Genomic DNA, 18106 nt, shown 5'->3' with positions numbered 1-18106 from the left:
CGCCCTATCTTTTCTGCTCACCAAGCTATCAAAATAGAATCAATCCGGATCGACATTCACACTAAATACTATATCTCGTGAAATTGAGTGCAATTTCATTTCTTCAATCCAATAAAAATCACCAGATACGCTATCCAAAACAAAGTTTTCTGGCCCTCTTGCCCGTACAATTATATGTTGGGTAAAGGACGATGTTGAAATTTTCACTAGACTACCTCTCGTTGTCCCAACTAACTCCCCATCTTTTGTCCTGAGCAACTGAATAATTTTTGCGTTCTTTCTCTTAGCCCGCAGCTTCCCGGTCATTCGATCAATCACTACAAGTGTTCCATCATCAAGTGCCGCAAAGACATTACTTCCAATTACAGCAAGAGACCGGATTAACCTGTTTGATTTTCCTGGAACCACATCAAAGATTACTCTTCGCTCTCCGAGATTATATTTCACAATGCGGGCAGGTTCACCAAGTGGCTTCGCTCCACTTCCCCCGCTGGCGGCAGACCCCACAAAAATCTCATCTCCGTCAGCGGTAATGGAGAAAATTGTATGATTGGCTATCAGATGATCCAGTACAAGGCGCTCACCTGAGTTAAATAGAACACTCAATGCACCTCCATATTTTCCGTAATCTGGTTCAGTACCTACGAGTACATATTCATCGCTGCAAAATATACTTGTCGGTCGGTTCTGATTGCTGCCAATTTCCCATAACCGATACTTCTGGTCTGTGAGGTTCACTTCTGGAAGATCAAAATCGCTCAAAGGGAACTTCCACAGCACAGCATCTGTATAATGAGCAGAAAAAAGGGCCTTGCCAGACACACACATCGCCTTTGCTTCTCCAAAAAGCGGATAATATCTTTCCTTGTAAGTGACTGGATTGAATATTCGTAATTCTCGTTCAGATATGAAAACTTGCTTACCGAATGCAGATATTGAAAATGGCCTTGTTCCTGAAGAGTCAAGACCCGCCTCAGATAATGACAGTGTTTGCCTAAGATCTCCCTTCAATCCATATTCGACATACAATCCATTTCTGGTAAAGCCGGATAAAATCCTGTTATTTATATCCCCGCCGGTAGTAGGTATTGATGAGAGAATAACCCTGCTTAGTTTCGCTTTTGCCTCATCAAATTCATAGAAAAAATCCCCATAACCACGGAAAACTGCCTGCATCTTGGAAGGATATAATACTGGAGACCTGACCGCATCCGCCATCAACAAATTGAAATGTTCACTACTGGGTTCATAAGAAAAAATACGGTGGGACGGCGAAAGTGAAAATATAAGTTTCTTGCCTTCAGATCTCATCCAGTAGACGACTGAGTCATCACTAAGCTCACGTGGCAATATGTTTTTGTATGAGCCCGTCAAAGGGTCTATTTCTACAAGCTTGGCCATCGGACCTAGACCGGCATAAATTTTACCGTCATGAAACTCAACACTTCGAACATAACCTAGATTAGAAAGACCTCTATACTTCTCGACCTTTCCACTCGACAGGTTTATTGAGACAAGAATTGCTTCCCCGCCAACGCCGATACCAACAATTAGCTGCTCACCTTCTTTCTTCACGTCCCAGACATATTGCGCCTCTGGAAATTTTTCAAGTATATCCAGATGATCTTGTGTTACATCATAGCGGTATAATTGAGCTGGAAGATAAGTACCGATATACACATACTGCTCATCGCTTGTAATAGCCCACGCCCCCCTTGCCCCATCAAGGTTTTTGATTGCTGTAACAACTTGTTTAATTGGCTCGAATACAAATAACTGTGCGCCAGACGTTGCATTCGCCACACCAACAAACACGCGGAGCCCATCCATTTCGAAGGAAGTAGCAGAAAAGACTGAATGGGACATAATTGCCGACCCGAAGTCAATTGAATTTCGGCCAGAAGCGAGAACTCCATTGGAAATCAAAATACTTAGAATACCAATAACTAGAACAACGTCTAATAGTCCGATCCTAAACGCTGTACGCTGCATAAAATAGCTCATCTTTTGATACATCACTAAAGCTCTGAACCTTGGCGACGGAATAGTATATTTTACGCACGAAGCAACTCTAAACAATCAAGCCACTAATGACACAGTTTAATCATGACCATATCAACATCACACCCGATACTTTAAATCAGGTCATCATATAAAGATGAGAAACAGATAAACCATATCTTGTGTTTGCTTCGTTCTTTTGGAAAACAGGCAACTTGAAATCATAAATCACACCAAAGACAGCACCCTCTTAGTATAGAAAGCTCAGACATGGCTTGTAAAATTTAAATTATTAACTACACACGCTATTTGCTGCTCACTCAAATAAGGATGCATAGGCAAGCTCATAACCTGACCAGCCACTTGATCGCCGACAAATAATTCTATTTCTCCATTTGCCACTGCTGGTTGTTTATTTAGTGGAATGGGGTAATGCACTGCTGTCGGAATACCGGCCTCTTTGAGTTTATCTTGCGTTGCGGCACGATCACTTACGCGAACGGTGTATTGAGCATAGACGCTAGTGTTGTGAGATTCGATATAGGGCGTTGTATTAATTCCTACTTCGCTCAGCAAGCGCTCGTAGATATTGGCAACCTGTTGGCGTAGTTGAACTTCCTCTTCGAAGATTTCCAACTTTGGAAGTAGAATGGCAGCTTGCAGGGTATCCAGTCGACTATTCACACCAACCCGAATATGGTGATAGCGGCGGTCTTGACCATGCCGAGCGATCTGACGCAGAATTTTTGCCAGTTCGCCGTCATTGGTGAAAATCGCCCCGCCATCGCCATAGCAACCCAGAGGCTTGCTGGGGAAGAAACTGGTGCAGGCAATGGTTGTCAGGTTGCACGAGCGCTTGCCCTTGTAGGTGGCACCGAAACTCTGCGCGGCATCCTCAATCACTGGAATGCCGTACTTGGCGGCAATAGCGTTGATCGCATCCATATCGGCACACTGGCCATACAGCGATACAGGGATAATCGCCTTGGTACGCGGTGTGATTGCCGCTTCAAGTAAATTCGGATCAAGGTTGTAAGTACGCGGATCAATATCCACGTAGACCGGCTTGGCACCAAGCAGCGCCACTGTTTCAGCGGTAGCTATATAGGTAAAGCCAGGGGTGATGACCTCATCGCCAGGGCCAATTCCCAGCGCCATCTGGGCAATCTGCAGGGCGTCGGTTCCATTGGCGCAAGTGATGCAATATTTGGCGCCGGTAAAGGCGGCAAGCTTTTCTTCCAATTCAGTGACTTCTGGACCAAGAATGTACTGGCCATGGGCGAGGACGCGTTGAATACCTGCGTCGATTTTATCCTTGATGCGGGCTTGCTGAGTTTTCAGGTCGATGAATTCGATCATGTATTACGCATCCACTTTGCTTAGGGTATTACCGCTCAAAACATAGCGTGCCTTGGTGTGTTGGCAGACAACCTCACCTTCGCCGGCCACTGGCAGGGCCAGTTGCTCGCCGAATTCGCTCATCCACCCAATCTGTCGAGCAGGTACACCCACCATCAGGGCATAGGCTGGCACGTCTTTGTTGACTACCGCACCAGCCCCGACGAAGGCGAACTCGCCAATGGTCACACCGCAGACAATGGTGCAGTTGGCACCGAGGGTGGCACCGTTCTTTACCAAGGTGTCGCGGTACTGATCCTTGCGTTCGACCAGTGATCGCGGATTGTAGACGTTGGTGAATACCATGCTCGGGCCGCAGAACACGCCCTCTTCAAGAGTAACGTTGTCATAGACGGAGACATTGTTCTGCACCTTGCAGTTGTCACCGATCACGACCTTGTTGCCGACGAAGACATTCTGCCCAAGGGACACGACCTTGCCGATGCGGGCGCCGCCACAGACGTGGACAAAGTGCCAAACACGCGAGCCTTCGCCGATCTGGGCGCCATCATCAACGATGGCGCTGGGGTGTTGGTAGTGAGTCACGATGGAGTCCTGTTGCTCAATGCACTGTTCGCCAGCAAGCTGGCCCCTATGGTCGTCAGAGGAAGCGCTCTACAAACGGGTGCCCCTCGTCGTCATGAGCCTTGACGATGGCAGCAGAACGAATGGTGTTCACGGTTTCTACGCAGTGACGGGCATCTTCGATACCGTAACCACGACCCGCGAGAATTTCCTGGTAGCTGGTAGTGTGCAAGTCAGTGAAGCCTTCGGAGAACTCAATTTCCTCGCCGTTGACGGTGATTGAGCGATAGGTAGGTTTCTTGCCTTTGACGGACTCTGGCAGGTCGTTGGCGTCGATGGAGAGGAACCAGCGCACGCGTGCGTTCTCGTATTCCAAGTAGCCAGCAGCTTTGTACTCTGAAACGAAGTGCACTACGTTGCGCTGCAGCTTGCCGAAGATGAAGTGCAGCATGTCGTAGAAGTGCACACCGATATTGGTGGCCACGCCAAAGGATTTACGCGGATCACCTTTCCAACTCTCCATGTACCACTTGCCACGCGAGGTGATGTAGGTCAGCTCGACATCGTATTTATGCTCGCTGTTTTCACAGGCGACCTTGTCCTTCAGGTTGAGGATGGCCTGATGGTGGCGCAGTTGCAGGATGTTGTAGAGGCGCTGGCCGGTTTCCTGCTCGACCAAGGCCAGTTCATCGAGATTTTCCGGGGTGGGTACCAGCGGTTTTTCACAAATAACGTCGCAACCCAGGCGCAGGCCGGCGACGATATGTGAATGGTGCAGGTAGTTGGGCGAGCAAACGGCGACATAATCGAGCGCGCTGGCCGGATCGCGCTTCAGGCGATAAGCGTGTTCCTGGAAGCGTTCGAACTCGGTGAAAAACTCGCTTTGCGGCGAGATGCTGTCGATGATGCCAACCGAGTCGTTGATGTCGTAGGCAGAGACCAGCACGTTGCCGGTGTCCTTGATGGCGCGCATGTGACGGGGAGCAATGTAACCGGCAGCGCCGATCAGGGCGAAGTTTTTCATGGGTGTTCCTTGTATTACTTCAATACCCGGCAGGCTGTTACTCAGACCACCGGGCAAATGTTATTGGAGGTCCGTGATCAGGCTTTGATAATGTGCGGAGCCGGAGCGCGGTATTTGCCACGGCTATCAACGATCAGCTTGGCGTGTTGCTTGATCAGTTCGTAGTCGAACTTATCGTGATCGGTGGCCAAGACCACAGCGTCAAAGCTGGCAAGGTTGTCGGCAGTCAGAGCTTCGCTGCTCAGCTCGAAATGGTGCTCACGCATTTTGGGGAAGACCGGAACGTGTGGATCGCTGTAGGCAACGATGCCACCCTTGGCCTCGATCAGCTCCATGATTTCCACGGAGGGCGATTCGCGCATGTCGTCGACGTTCTTCTTGTAGGCAATACCAAGCACGAGCACTTTGCTGCCTTTCAGAGCCTTGCCGCTATCATTCAGGCCATCCATCAACTTGCTCAGCACGTATTCGGGCATGGCTTGGTTGACTTCACCGGACAGCTCGATGAAACGCGTGTGCAGGCCATATTCGCGGGCTTTCCACGTCAGGTAGAAGGGATCGATGGGAATACAGTGGCCACCCAGGCCAGGGCCAGGGTAGTAGGCAGTGAAACCGAACGGCTTGGTCGCGGCAGCGTCGACCACTTCAAAAATATCGATACCCATACGGTCAGCAACGATCTTCATCTCGTTGACCAGACCGATGTTGACGGCACGGTGGATGTTTTCCAGTAGTTTGGTCATTTCCGCCGCTTTGGTTGAGCTGACCGAGACAACCTGGTCGATTGCCTGCTCGTACAGAGCAATACCGACTTCCAGACAGGCCGGAGTATGGCCGCCAATGACTTTCGGAATCGTACGGGTTTCGAAATTTGGGTTACCCGGATCTTCGCGCTCGGGAGAATAAACCAGGAAGATCGACTCGCCGACCACCAAGCCACCTTCCTGCACGCGCGGCAGCAACTCTTCTTCGGTGGTGCCCGGGTAGGTGGTGCTTTCCAGCGAAACGACCTGGCCGGCACGCAGATACGGTTTGAGTGCGTCCGTGGTGTCGATCACGAAGCTCATATCCGGCTCGCGGTATTTGTTCAGCGGCGTCGGCACGCAGAGAATCAGAGCATCGCACTCGCTGACACGACGGAAATCGGTAGTAGCCTCGAAGCCACTTTGACTGGCAGCAGCAATTTTATCGGCGGGGATATGCTCGATATAGCTCTGACCGGCGTTGAGCTTGCTAACCTTGCTTTCATCGATGTCTATACCCAGCACACGAAAGCCAATTGCGTTGTAGCGCAACATCAAGGGTAGGCCGACATAGCCGAGGCCGACGATGCCGATGAGGGCTTCTCTGGTTTTGAACTTGTTAACGCTAGCGAGTTTCTGCTGAGGCATCTAAGGACTCCGGTGTATCGAACTAAAACGGAAGGATTGTTCCGTATCTTAAATTTAGGGTTGTCTTCGCCACTTTTAGGTGAAATAGTGGATCAGACGCAACATAAAATATTAGAATCGCCAAGACAGAATAAGAACCGTTTTTTTACTAAAACCCTCTTGAATTACTTCACTATATCTTGCCAGTACCGGCCCAGCCCCAGCCTTTCTATAGGTAGCACTCAATTTAAGCTTACCCAAGGGATTCTCTTTTCTAAGATATTTTTCCGGCAAAAGAACTGAGGCTACTGACTTATCAACCACATCGTACGCCTCATCAAACTCGTATTGAATAATTCTAATTTTACTTACATCATCTTTTGTTACTTTATCATTTACTGATTTTCGCCCAAAATCAATACCAGCACCACCTGGCAAATAAATTGCCGTTTCACTATTTTTTTGCTGAGCCTGCTGCCCCTGAGCAACTACACCTGAATTTTTAACATCTGTTTTGTCAGCGCTATCACACCCGGCCAATATCATTAGACTTAGTCCGCTTGCGACCATTTGCTTCCACATACCGTTATTCCTTTTAATGTTTATTACAACTTAGTTACGTTTGTGCTGACGGACCATATCCATCAGCAAACTGTAGAACAGGCTGGAGAATATAGTCAGAACCAGCAGCGCTGCGAAGATTTTCAGGTCCCGAGAACTGACCAAACCGCCTTTGGCTACGTTGAACGAACCACCCTGAGGATCAATCAGTTGACTGATATTACCTGCGGCCTGCTTGCCCTGTTTTTCATACATGCGCACCATAATACGGGTGTACTCACGCAGGTTATCCAGTACAACAGGAAGTTGTTCATTAACGACTTTTATATAAGCGTCACGTAATTCGCCTGTCTGCTTTTCTTCTCCGCTCAGCGTGTCAAGAATACGCTGAATGTCGACAACCTGTTGCTGGATGTCAATGGCCTTGTATTCATGGCCCAATACTTCCTGGGTCAATTTTTGGCGAAATTCAAGATCGCTGCCTTGACGGGAAACCTCCAACAGGCGATCAAGAAAAGCATCGCCCAGCTGCGGTGCCATGTTGTTCTGCGCGCCGCTCGCGGTGGTGTTTGTTGATACGTTGCTGGCATCCTTACTGTAACTGTCTAACGCATTGCGTATGGCTTGAGCGCGCAACTGCCACATATTTTCTTCTTGCTGCAGGTCGCCCAGGCGACGCGAATAGTAAAGCTTGACTACCTGGGAGTTACGCGAGATGCCTAGTTCTTTGATGGGGTCGATGATCTGACGGATGTCATACTGGGCCACATCTTCAATAGCCTTGTCGAGATCGGCCAGGGTGAAACCACTTTGATCATCGATCAAGGTGGTGGCATTCGGCTCGTTCTTCAGGGTTTGAATATTGCCGCGTACCAACTTGATACTGTTGAGCAGCAGGTCTATACCCAGTAGGTAGTCGAGATTCTCGAAGCGTTCTTTATTGAAAATACGCTCCGAATATACTGGAATGCTTGGCTTGAGTACGCCTTGCTCATTGATGGCACGGTTGGCCCAGACCTGAGCAATGTCCAACAACACTTTGTTGGCCACAACCTCCGGCAGGCTGTGCTTTTCCGGCAACTGCAGGCTGATGCTCACGCTGCCGCTACGTGCGGCTTTGAGTTCCATAGCCATGTTTACTTGCAGATCGGCAATTTCTGCAGTGCTAAGCTTTTTATCGGCCAGACGCGCCTCGTACTTACTGCGAATCAGCGCGTAGTCTGGCGCATAAGGCTGGATATTGACGCCACGACGGAAGTCATCGAGTTTTAAGCCCTGCTCTTTCAGTTGGTTTCCCAGGAAAACACGATTGAGTACCGTGGGGTTGATAATATCGCTCATCAGAAAGGGCGAGCCGTTGGGGAATGTTCCCCTACTCAAGCCTTCAAAATTGAGATCGAATACGCCACTGTAGCGCACAGTTTTCGCACTGGTGAAATAGCTGGCTGCGATATAGCTGCAATAAAGCGCAATTATCACTAGCAGTGAAATCACAACCCGGGTTCGCGCAGCCCAGATGCGCATCATCAACTCGCCCAGATCGATTTCACCACTGCTGTGGTGAACAGCCTCGCTGGGGATTTTCACATTTGAATTCACGACAACTCCATTGCAATGCAAGCGCCGATAGGGCGCAGATAAAATGTGGATGGTGCGATTTGTTGGGTGGAGCGACTGTGACTTTGCTCGTCTTAACCGTCCGCGGTAGACACCGATTCGCTGAACGGAAAGCCACCAGCAAGCAACCTCAGGAACGCTACCGCCCCAGGATTTACCGTTGGTTTCCTGAGAACGTCACAAACATCAAATTTTACTGGCGTTGCCAGGGTGTAGCCTTGGTCTCGGCCCGTGCCGAGACTGATTCAGTTCTTGACGATGCTCACCAGCGGCATGCTGATCTGGTGCTGGCGGTTGAGCATATTGAGCAGCAGTATCACTCGCTGCTCGCCGTCCATGGCCACGAAGATGGCATCCAAATCAGCAAAGCCACCTTCGGTAATACGCACGCTATCCCCTGCTTCGAGGGCCGGTGTAACGGGTGCGGCCGTGCGTTGTTGCAGGTGCGCAATCAGGCTGTTATCGAGCTGTAGCGGCATACCGCCAAAACCCACGATGCGGTTGACCCCGCGAGTCGAGCGCAGGGGTGCCCAGTTGGCATCGGCAGTCAGCTGAATGAACAGATAGCCGGGGAACAACGATTCGGCGATGACTTGCCGGCGGCCACGCACTATCCGCTCGCAGCTGTGCTGCGGCCGAAAGCAGGTATAGCCCTGGCGCTGCAGGTTCTCTTCTGCACGCTCATCCTGGCGGGGCTTGCAGTACACGAGGTACCAGGCCGGGGCTTTGTCTGCAATGCAGGCTGTATTCGTAGCGCTTACATTCATATGGGTAACAAGCGAATCGGTGCAGCATCTGCAGACCGACAGTTCACTCCTGTTCGCAGCTGGCTTGGTTGAGCCAGTTGCATGATTCGTTTCAACCTAGCCAGCCGTTGGGATGGATAGGAAGGATTTTTTGGCGCTGAGGCCACATTTATATGTGTTGCCAGGTGCCGGGTTTGTGGCGGCCTGTTGGTATTCATTCGACCCTCATGGTGAGAGGGTTTTGCAACGTAACCTCCTGCAGGTGCAATCTGACGACGTTCCGTTCCAACTGAGAAGCTGTTGTTAAGTGCAAAGCACTCGCGGCTAAAGCGGAACGCCGCCCGGCTGCTCCCACGGTAGTCAGGCATCGTTGGTGCCGCTGGGGATTAATAGCTCCAGGTTGCGCTGGGTCTGTTTGTACAGCGCCTTGAGGCGCTTGCCGAGTTCATGCTTGGCGCCGGTTTCACCATGGACGATGCGCACCTGGCTGGGCCAGTCGCGCATGCGTGTGACGAAACCCAGCAGGCCTTTCTGATCGGCATGGGCCGAGTAGCCGCCTATGGTATTGATTTTGGCGCTAATCTTGTAGCGCTCCCCGTCTAAATCGACGTAACCACCGCGCTCACCATACATCTGGATGGCCCTGCCGGGTGTGCCTTGCGCCTGGTAACTGATGAAGAGCACGTCATGCCGGGGATCATGCAGCATGGCTTTCAGATAATTGACGATTCGACCGCTGCTGCACATACCGTTCCCGGCGATGACGATGGCCGGACGAGCGGTTGTCGTCAGATGGCGCACCATGGCCAGATGGGCCTGGTGGCTGTCGACGGTTAGCAACTGCTCGAAGCCCAGCGGGTTACGGCCTTGCTTGAGGCGCTTCAGCGCTTCGTTGTCCCAGAAGGGTTTCAGTTCACGGTAGACCCGGGTGAAGCGGCTGGCCAGGGGGGAGTCGAGGATGATTGGGAGGGTGGGCCAGTCGATGCCCGGCTCTGCATTATCTTGGCTGTTGCCCCGCCCTTTTCCACCGGTATTGAACTTGCTACGGATGATGTCTTCCAGCTCGTAGAGCAATTCCTGGGTGCGGCCGATGCTGAAGGCGGGGATCAGCACGGTGCCGTTGTTGGCCAGGGCTTGTTCGATGACGCTTTCCAGGCGCTTGCGGCGGGTGCGGCGGTCTTCGTGCAGGCGGTCGCCGTAGGTGCTCTCGATCACCAGGATGTCGGCGCGGTACGGTGGTTTGGGCGCCGGCAACAGCGGCGCATAGGGTGCACCCAGGTCGCCGGAGAAGACGATGCGTTTTTTCTCGCCTGATTGGGGATAGTGCAGATCGATTTCCACATAGGCCGAGCCGAGGATATGCCCGGCACGTTGCAGGCGGATGCGACAGATCAGGCTTTCGGTTTCGTGCAGGGTGAACCAGGTTTTGTAGGGCAAGGCGATGATGCGCTGCTCGATCAACTTGATGTAGCGCTCGACCTGCTTATGATCGCGGCTGAAGCCGAGCTTGAAGGCATCTTCAAGCACGATGGGCAGTAGCTTGGCGGAGGGTTCGCTGCAGAGAATCGGTCCCTTGAAACCGGCGGCCAACAGATAGGGGATACGTCCGACGTGATCGATATGCACGTGGGTGGCGACCAGGGCCTTGATCGTATCCAGGGGGAACTCGATGGCCATGCGATCGGCAGCGGACTTGCCTTCGGCCGAGGTTTCCGCGCCCTGGAACAGGCCGCAGTCGATCAGGAGGCTGTGCTCGGCGTCCATCTGCAGTTGATGGCAGGAGCCGGTGACGCCGTCTTTGGCGCCGTGGTGGAGGATATCGGGGTAATCCATAGAGTCGATCCGTGTTAGTCCGTTAACGATGGCCGGCGTTTGGAACTTGGCCGGCGGCGGTCCATTGCTTGTGTTTGCGGCCTTGGTGCGCACGGCCTAGGCGGCCCCGCGCACCCTACGTTCGGGATGCTCTCAGCTATCGCTTGCCGTGTAGAAGAGTTTGCCCACCCGATCAATGTGCTCGATCAGGGCCGGATTATCCAGCAGCTCGTACAGGGAAAGATCGATTTTGTAGGGCAGCAACACGTCATCCAATTCCGTTTCGATTCGCAGTAATTGCTGGTAAGTCAAATCACCTTTGAGGGTGAGGTCGATATCCGAGCCTGGACGGAAGTTACCTTTGGCTCGCGAACCGTAGAGGATCGCTTGCCGGATGCCGGGGTAACGATGAAACACCTGCTGAATGGCCTTGATACTTGCTGCCGGCAGGCCGCTGCCCTCCACCTCGCTCATGATTCTTTTGCCGCACGTTCGAGTAGCGTCTCAACCAGCGCCTTCAGCAGCGGGTGGTGTCGCTGCTGGATATTTTGCAGGATGCTCTCTGCAATCTCTTCGTTATAGGTATGCGATGTGCGATTACGGTCTATCAGCATGTCCATCCAGCCTTGCCCATCGAGTAAAACCCCTCGACTGAAACCCTCACGGATCGCATCTCTAGAACCAACGATGCCGGTGATGCCTTGCCAAATAAGGTAGTCCTTGAGCGTGTTCCAACCTAGTTCATAGGTGTATTCGAAGGCTTGGATCACACCCTGCTTTTCCAGTTTTGACAGGGCGCGCGCTTGCATTAGCGCCATCGCCTCATCGAGCTGAGCCTGCGCCTTGCGAAAATTCTGTAGGCGTTGTAACCAGCGAGTGTCTTCGTTGCCCATGCTGCGCCTTATTGTCCGCGTATTCGGTTTAGCTTACGTTCGCTGCCGGCTGGCTGGTCGTGAACCTTTCCTGTTCAAGGCGATACGCCAGTTATGCGTGGTTCGCGTGAACACATTGAACCACCTCGTGCGAACCCCGCACAACCAGACGGGATCATTTGGGTTGTTGGTGCGCACGGCGCACCTTACGGGTACAACAACTCCTACAGCAAGCCCTGTCAGGCAGCCACGTTCAACTGACTGGAATGATTCCGCGAGGGAGTTCGACGCAGCATATTGCGCAAAAGGGCGATGAACAGGCCGAGCACACCACCAAGCACCAGACCCAGGGCCAGGATCAAGGCTTTCTTCGGCTTGATCGGACGCAAAGGCTCCAGGGCGACCTGATCGATGGACACCAGTTTCAGGCTGGAAACATCGACATTGAGGTTACGTAAGCGTGCGGCTTCTCCACGCCAGCTAGCCAAGTCCTTGAGAAACAGGTCTTCGCTTTCGCGCTTGTTGAGCATTTCAATCTGGCGATTGTTCGCCAGCAACTGCAGCTCCTTGGCGATTTGCGCGATACGCGGCTCGGTGAAATCATCGGAGCGCCGCTGCAGCAAGGCATTGCGCTCGGCTTCGAGCGCTTCGCTGCCCATGAAGTACAGCGGTATCTGCTGGTTGTTGACCTCGGTGCGAATCACGTTGCCTTGTGCCACCCGCTCAGCCTCGCCCAAAGAGGACGGCGTAGCGGGCTTGCTAATACCCAGCGCCTTGGCGATGCGTACAGCTTCATCCAATTGGGCAACGCGGTTGTCGCGGCGGGTTTTGAGTTGCTGGCGCAAGGCCTTGAGCTCGTCTTGCAGATTTGCACGCTTAAGACTGTCTGCCTCCTGCAGCTTGGCGATCTTGGCATCCTTGCTGGCTTCGTAGCTGGCGCGAGCCGCGGCCATCTGCGCATCGAGTTGATTGAGGCGATTCTGGATCACTACCGCAAGGTCAGCGGCAATACGTTCGCGCTCAATCTGGACGGAATATTCGACCAGGCCATTGACCAGGGCGACACCATCGACACCCTGCGGATAGGTCAGCTGAACTCCGACATAGGCACTCAGGTTATCGGCTTTCTTCGGGTCAGGAAGGAGCATTTTGAAGGCTTCTTGATTGAAGCGTTCGAAAGTTTGCTCAAGGCTGCGATTGGGCTGGCGCAATGCCTCGAACAGGCCTTGATTGGCGCGAAAGAACTCCAGCCGAGTGTCGTAAGACTCCACGGTAGCGCCCACACGTTTCATGGCCTGAGCCGGCGCAAGCTTGTAAACGCCGGTGCGGTTCAGGGCATCGAGATCCTTGATCGCCGCGGGGCGCAGCACGCTTTGTACTTGGTATACGGGAGTGACTTGGAATGCATAGGCCGCAGCCAGCATGCCGCCCAGCACCGTCACCAGAACGATCAGCAGCTTCTGTTCCCAGAGCGCGCGAAAAAGCGCTGCCAGGTCGATTTCATCGCTGGAGGTTTGTTGTATCGCAGGGGAGATTGCATTCACGATCAAGGTCCATCTTTAAAAGAAGGGGCATCACTAATTCGCTAACTGGGGGACAACGATCCTTGGAGTCTTATTGTTGTCCCATTCGTCGACTGCTCACGCTCGTGGAGCCCGGCGATCAAGGCTTACGCCCAGCCTGTTAGCAGAGATTTCGCGGCATTCTGCCAGCAGTTTGTGACATTACAAGTCTTGACATTTTTTTTCCGTCACAAGCGGATAGACGGGGAACTCGTGATGCTAGTCACAGTCGCCTTGTTTTTTCTCTTGTGCCTTGGCTACGTGGCTTCTTGGCGGGTTAACGATGTGAATCGTGGTGCGCACAGCGCACCCTACCGCTTGTCGCTTTGCTTGCTGATCAAGTACCAAATTCAGCGATCTACAAGGGTCTGCGGTGTCTGCCGTTTTTGTGGGAGGGTCCGGGCGGCGCTCCGTGACCCGGCGCGATGCTTTGGATTGTTGGGCGGACCATGTCCGCTATCGCCGCGGGGTCGCGTCTCCTACAGGGGTATGCGGTGTCTGCCGCTTTTGTGGGAAGGTCCGGCGCGGCGTTCCATGACTCGGCGCGATGCTTCGCGAAGCGCTGTGACTTTTTGCTTCTCAGCGCTGCTGTCAAGCATTTCATGCATGGCCAGTTCTAAAGGATATAAATGCTCTTCAATTACTGATTTAATTGCTACAGGGTCTATATCTCCCAGATAGTTGTGAACCAGTATGTTTCTGAACCCACTGATCTCTGTCCAAGGTATACCTGGGTGAGCAGATTTCAGCTCTTTCGGTAGTCGCTGCGTGGCTTCCGACATTGTCTGGAGGTTTCTGACCGCCGCATCATAGAGAATATCGTCTTCGGTTATGTCACCACGCGCCATGATGCGCCGGATTTTAGCAATGCAGTCCAAAATGTGATGCGCATAGGGTTGCCATGCTTTGCTTATAGCTCTATTGACTCATGCAATACGGCCTCACGAATATATTCGTTCAGTTCATGCTCTGGAATGAGGTCAACTTTCCGACCTAACAGGGCTTCCAGTGATTGCGCAAGTTTAATTCGCTGTTTGAATAAGTCGTACCCTTGAGGGAATTCAACCAGGAAATCCACATCACTATCTTCGGTGTCTTCACCGCGCGCAACAGATCCGAACACCCGCACATGGCTGGCACCATATTGATGAGCCAGGGCGTTAATCGCGTCTCTTTGTGCATTCAATGTCTGTAACAACATGCGTATGCCACCCGTTTGAGCTGCGTGCGCTTCAAAGTTCATGCTAATCCTTTATATGTTCTCTTATTAACCGCAGCGTTTGCCCTTCTTCTTTACCCATGACTAGTCATATTTACCCGTTTTCAAACCGTCTAAAAATGATTCGCCATCAACAGTTTTTCCCGCACCGATGTCCACTTTGGCCCAGGTGGCCCATGCCTGCAAGAGCCGAAGCCTGAGCGCCTCGATGCCTTCATAGTCATCCTCTACACCTGCCAAGGGTTGATGACGGTCATGGGGATGCGATGCCTGCTGCTTTTGTTGAGGATTCGCCGCGGGGCGCGTGGCCCACATGGATGTGGGAAATGCTGCGAGCCCGTAGTGAACGGGCGCGACCCTCCTACAGGGGAGTGCGGTGTCTGCCGCTCTTGTGGGAGAGTCGGGGCGGCGTTCCGTGACCTCGGCGCGATGCTTTTGCTTGTTGGGCGGACCCTGTCCGCCATCGCCGCGGGGTCGCGCCTCCTACAGGGGAGTGCGGTGTCTGCCGCTCTTGTGGGAGGGTCCGGGCGGCGTTCCGTGACCTCGGCGCGATGCTTTTGCTTGTTGGGCGGACGTTGTCCGCCATCGCCGCGGGGTCGCGTGACCCACAGGGACGTGGGAAATGCCGCGAGCCCGTCGGGAACGGGCGCGGCCCTCCTACAGGGGAATGCGGCGTCTGCCGCTTTTGTGGGAGGGGCTTTAGCCGCGAATTTTTCGATGCACGGCAAAAGCTTCGCGAATAAATTCGCTCCTACGGGATCGGCGTCTGGGCGCGCCCATGAGGATTGAGGAGTCAGCTCAGGTATTCGGATTTTTGCGTTCTGGGGCGCAGCAGATTACGCAGCAACGCTGCGAAGATGCCCAGCATCAGGCCGGCGACGCCGCCCAGGCCGATAATCAACGCCTTCTTCGGCTTGACGGCCGAGAGGGGTTCGAGTGCTTGCTGGTCCAGCCGAACCAGTTGCAGTGTGCTGGTATCGAACTTGATGCCTTTGAGTTGAGCCGCCTCTTGGCGCCATTCCGCCAGATCTTTTAGGTAGAGGTCCTCGTTCTCGCGCTTCTCGAGGATTTCCACCTGGCGATTTTGGCTGAGCAACGCCAGCTCCTTCTCGATCTCGGCAATCCGTGGCTCGCTGAAGTCGTCGGAGCGGCGTGCGCTCAAAGCTTCGCGCTCGGCCTTCAAGGCTTCGCTGCCCATGAAGTAGAGCGGAATCTCCCGGCTATTGACCTCGGTACGCACGACCTGGCCCTGGCGTTGTGCATCAGCCATGGCCGAAGGGGTGGTAGGTTTCTCTATGCCAAGTGATTCGGCGATCTGGATGGCCTCATCCAGGCTTTTGATGCGGTTCTCGCGGCGTGTTTTCAATTCGCCGCGCAAGGCTTGCAACTCGTCCTGCAACTGGGCGCGTTGCAAGGCATCCTCTTCAAGCAGAGCGGCTATTTGTGCCTCTTTACTCGCCTCGTAGCTGGCCCGCGCGGCTTCTATTTTTTGCTCGAGGCTGAACAAGCGGTTGGCGATCAGCACTTTCAGGTCCGTGGCTATTCGTTCCCGCTCAGCCTCCAGCACAGCGGCAACCAGACCGTTGACCACCGCCACACCATCCAAACCGTTTGGATAAGTCAGCGATATGCCGACAAACTCGCTCAAGCTGTTCGGCCTCTTCGGGTCTACCTGCAGCATGGTGAATGCTGAGCGATTGAACGCTTCAAAAGCCTGCTCCAACGAACGGCCCGGCGTGACCAGCCCGCTGAAAAGCGCCTGATTGTCACGAAAAAAGGCAAGGCGGCTTTCATAGGACGACAACCCTGCCCCCACGCGACTCAACGCCTCCGCCGGGGTCAGCTCGTAGACGCCGGTGCCGTTCAGTTCATCGAGGCTACCCCGATCCACCGGGCGCAGCACGCTTTGCACCTGGTAGTGCGGTGTGGCCAGGAAGGCATAGGCTACCGCCCCCAGGGTGATCAGGCAGGCGACGGCGAGAATCAGGTATTTTTGTTGGAAAAGTGATCGAAATAGCTCGACCAGGTCGATTTCATCGTTGCTATAGGAGGGAATTCGCTGCAGTTGCTCAGACATAGGTCGGTCCATCAAAACAGAGATCTATCGCATGGCATGCGATCACTTTTAAATCCCCTCCCTGGACGCCCTGCCCCTCTTGTACAGGCAGTAGCAGGTGCAGCCCTTGTACCCAGCGACGTGTGACAATCGCCTGGCAGATTTGTTCATCGCCGGATCGGGAATCCAGGATTAATTCTGCCGAACCTGATTCGCTCCTCCATCCACTTGCACGAAGCCCCCCCTGCTGTATCGCTACTCTTCCTGAAAATATAGCCTCTAAAGCTGGAGGACGTGTTCCGCGCACCAACGAATACCTACAGCCTGCGGTGCGCACAGCGCACCCTACAAAAAAGCGGTATGGGGCGAGCCCCATACCGCAGTTGCTGATACCTCGTTCCGTTTTGTTGGCGGCCTCCTTATACCGTCAGGATAAAGTCGGTTTGGGTGATAGTGGTGGCATCGGCGATACCGACCAGGCGGATGGAGCCGCCACCGACCGACACCAGGGTGTCCGCGCCGACATCGGCGATGGTCACGTTGGCGGCGAAGTTGGCGGCGGTCACGCCCAGTGCAGCGATATTGAGCAGGTCCTGGCCTCCTCCAGCCGGGTTGGCGTCGAAGTCCATGATGCGGTCATTGCCGAAGCCAGCGGCGAACATGAAGGTATCGTTGCCGAGGCCGCCAATCAGGGTGTCGTTGCCGGCACCGCCGGTTAGCACATCATTACCCGCGCCCCCCGTGATGGTGTTGGCCAATGTGTTCCCAGTCCCAATGAAAGCTCCGGTACCGGCATAACTCAGGTTTTCCAGGTTGGCACCCAAGGTATAGTTACTCAGCAGGGTATGTACCCGATCGACACCAGCATTCAGCCCCTCGATCACCACATCTCCAGTATTGTCGACGATATACATATCGTTACCGGTACCACCAATCATGGTGTCGACACCCTGGCCGCCGTTAAGCAGGTCATTCCCGGCACCACCTATGAGTATGTCGTCGCCAAGGCCGTTACCACCGCTGAGGATGTCATTACCGCTCCCCCCAGTGATCTGGTTGTTCAAGCTGTTACCAATACCGTGGAAAGCCCCGGTACCGGCGTAGCTCAGGTTCTCCAGGTTAGCACCCAGGGTATAGCTACTCAGCAGGGTATGCACCCGATCGACACCAGCATTCAGCCCTTCGATCACCACATCTCCAGCATTGTCGACGATATACATATCGTTACCGGTACCGCCAATCATGGTGTCGACACCCTGACCTCCGTTAAGCAGGTCATTCCCGGCACCACCTACGAGTATGTCGTCACCACTAAGGCCGTTGCCACCACTGAGGATGTCATT

Annotated in this window: 17 protein-coding genes; all 17 read right to left on the bottom strand. The window is 53.4% G+C overall.

The genetic code is table 11. The features are described from left to right. Positions 1 to 39 precede the first annotated feature (39 nt). Positions 40 to 1992: a hypothetical protein gene (locus BM315_RS24165; protein WP_141123907.1), complete on the bottom strand. Its 1953-nt coding sequence runs from the start codon at positions 1990 to 1992 to the stop codon at positions 40 to 42. A gap of 273 nt (positions 1993 to 2265) precedes the next feature. Beyond that, on the bottom strand, positions 2266 to 3360 hold the full coding sequence (locus BM315_RS00070) for a DegT/DnrJ/EryC1/StrS family aminotransferase (RefSeq protein WP_090496555.1): 1095 nt from the start codon (positions 3358 to 3360) through the stop codon (positions 2266 to 2268). 3 nt (positions 3361 to 3363) lie between these two features. After that, positions 3364 to 3945, bottom strand: coding sequence for a UDP-2-acetamido-3-amino-2,3-dideoxy-D-glucuronate N-acetyltransferase (gene wbpD / locus BM315_RS00065; RefSeq protein WP_090496552.1), 582 nt, complete (start codon positions 3943 to 3945; stop codon positions 3364 to 3366). Positions 3946 to 4000: 55 nt separating this feature from the next. After that, the gene (gene wbpB / locus BM315_RS00060) at positions 4001 to 4948 is read right to left on the bottom strand and encodes a UDP-N-acetyl-2-amino-2-deoxy-D-glucuronate oxidase (protein ID WP_090496550.1); all 948 of its coding nucleotides are present in this window, start codon (positions 4946 to 4948) and stop codon (positions 4001 to 4003) included. A gap of 77 nt (positions 4949 to 5025) precedes the next feature. Next, positions 5026 to 6339 carry a UDP-N-acetyl-D-glucosamine 6-dehydrogenase gene (gene wbpA / locus BM315_RS00055; RefSeq protein WP_090496548.1) on the bottom strand — a complete coding sequence of 438 codons (1314 nt, stop codon included), beginning with the start codon at positions 6337 to 6339 and terminating at the stop codon, positions 5026 to 5028. 111 nt (positions 6340 to 6450) lie between these two features. Then, entirely contained in the window at positions 6451 to 6900 is a 450-nt protein-coding gene (locus BM315_RS24160; protein WP_141123906.1) for a hypothetical protein, read from the bottom strand. 30 nt (positions 6901 to 6930) lie between these two features. Next, complete coding sequence (locus BM315_RS00050) at positions 6931 to 8478, bottom strand: hypothetical protein (protein WP_141123905.1); 1548 nt, start codon at positions 8476 to 8478, stop codon at positions 6931 to 6933. A gap of 263 nt (positions 8479 to 8741) precedes the next feature. Beyond that, the gene (gene rfaH / locus BM315_RS00045; protein WP_170862123.1) at positions 8742 to 9263 is read right to left on the bottom strand and encodes a transcription/translation regulatory transformer protein RfaH; all 522 of its coding nucleotides are present in this window, start codon (positions 9261 to 9263) and stop codon (positions 8742 to 8744) included. Positions 9264 to 9602: 339 nt separating this feature from the next. After that, positions 9603 to 11075 carry an MBL fold metallo-hydrolase gene (locus BM315_RS00040; RefSeq protein ID WP_090496541.1) on the bottom strand — a complete coding sequence of 491 codons (1473 nt, stop codon included), beginning with the start codon at positions 11073 to 11075 and terminating at the stop codon, positions 9603 to 9605. 132 nt (positions 11076 to 11207) lie between these two features. Then, a complete protein-coding gene (locus BM315_RS00035) occupies positions 11208 to 11528 on the bottom strand; it encodes a nucleotidyltransferase domain-containing protein (RefSeq protein ID WP_090496539.1) in 321 nt (106 codons plus the stop codon). Then, positions 11525 to 11947 carry a nucleotidyltransferase substrate binding protein gene (locus BM315_RS00030; RefSeq protein ID WP_090496537.1) on the bottom strand — a complete coding sequence of 141 codons (423 nt, stop codon included), beginning with the start codon at positions 11945 to 11947 and terminating at the stop codon, positions 11525 to 11527. Before BM315_RS00030 ends, BM315_RS00035 begins: the two co-directional genes overlap by 4 nt. A 218-nt stretch (positions 11948 to 12165) precedes the next feature. Next, positions 12166 to 13470: a Wzz/FepE/Etk N-terminal domain-containing protein gene (locus BM315_RS00025; protein ID WP_090496984.1), complete on the bottom strand. Its 1305-nt coding sequence runs from the start codon at positions 13468 to 13470 to the stop codon at positions 12166 to 12168. A 497-nt stretch (positions 13471 to 13967) separates the two neighbouring features. Further along, positions 13968 to 14366 carry a HepT-like ribonuclease domain-containing protein gene (locus BM315_RS00020; protein ID WP_280140405.1) on the bottom strand — a complete coding sequence of 133 codons (399 nt, stop codon included), beginning with the start codon at positions 14364 to 14366 and terminating at the stop codon, positions 13968 to 13970. A gap of 32 nt (positions 14367 to 14398) precedes the next feature. Further along, a complete protein-coding gene (locus BM315_RS00015; protein ID WP_212632920.1) occupies positions 14399 to 14731 on the bottom strand; it encodes a nucleotidyltransferase family protein in 333 nt (110 codons plus the stop codon). A gap of 60 nt (positions 14732 to 14791) precedes the next feature. Then, positions 14792 to 15022 carry a hypothetical protein gene (locus BM315_RS24155; protein ID WP_141123904.1) on the bottom strand — a complete coding sequence of 77 codons (231 nt, stop codon included), beginning with the start codon at positions 15020 to 15022 and terminating at the stop codon, positions 14792 to 14794. Between the two features lie 478 nt (positions 15023 to 15500). Beyond that, a complete protein-coding gene (locus BM315_RS00010) occupies positions 15501 to 16784 on the bottom strand; it encodes a Wzz/FepE/Etk N-terminal domain-containing protein (protein ID WP_090496533.1) in 1284 nt (427 codons plus the stop codon). Positions 16785 to 17182: 398 nt separating this feature from the next. After that, positions 17183 to 18106 (bottom strand): calcium-binding protein (locus BM315_RS00005; RefSeq protein WP_141123903.1); only part of this gene is annotated, 924 nt, incomplete at its 5' end.

The organism is Pseudomonas borbori, from assembly GCF_900115555.1.
GTDB lineage: Bacteria > Pseudomonadota > Gammaproteobacteria > Pseudomonadales > Pseudomonadaceae > Aquipseudomonas > Aquipseudomonas borbori.
This window is presented reverse-complemented; position numbering and strand designations above follow the sequence as displayed.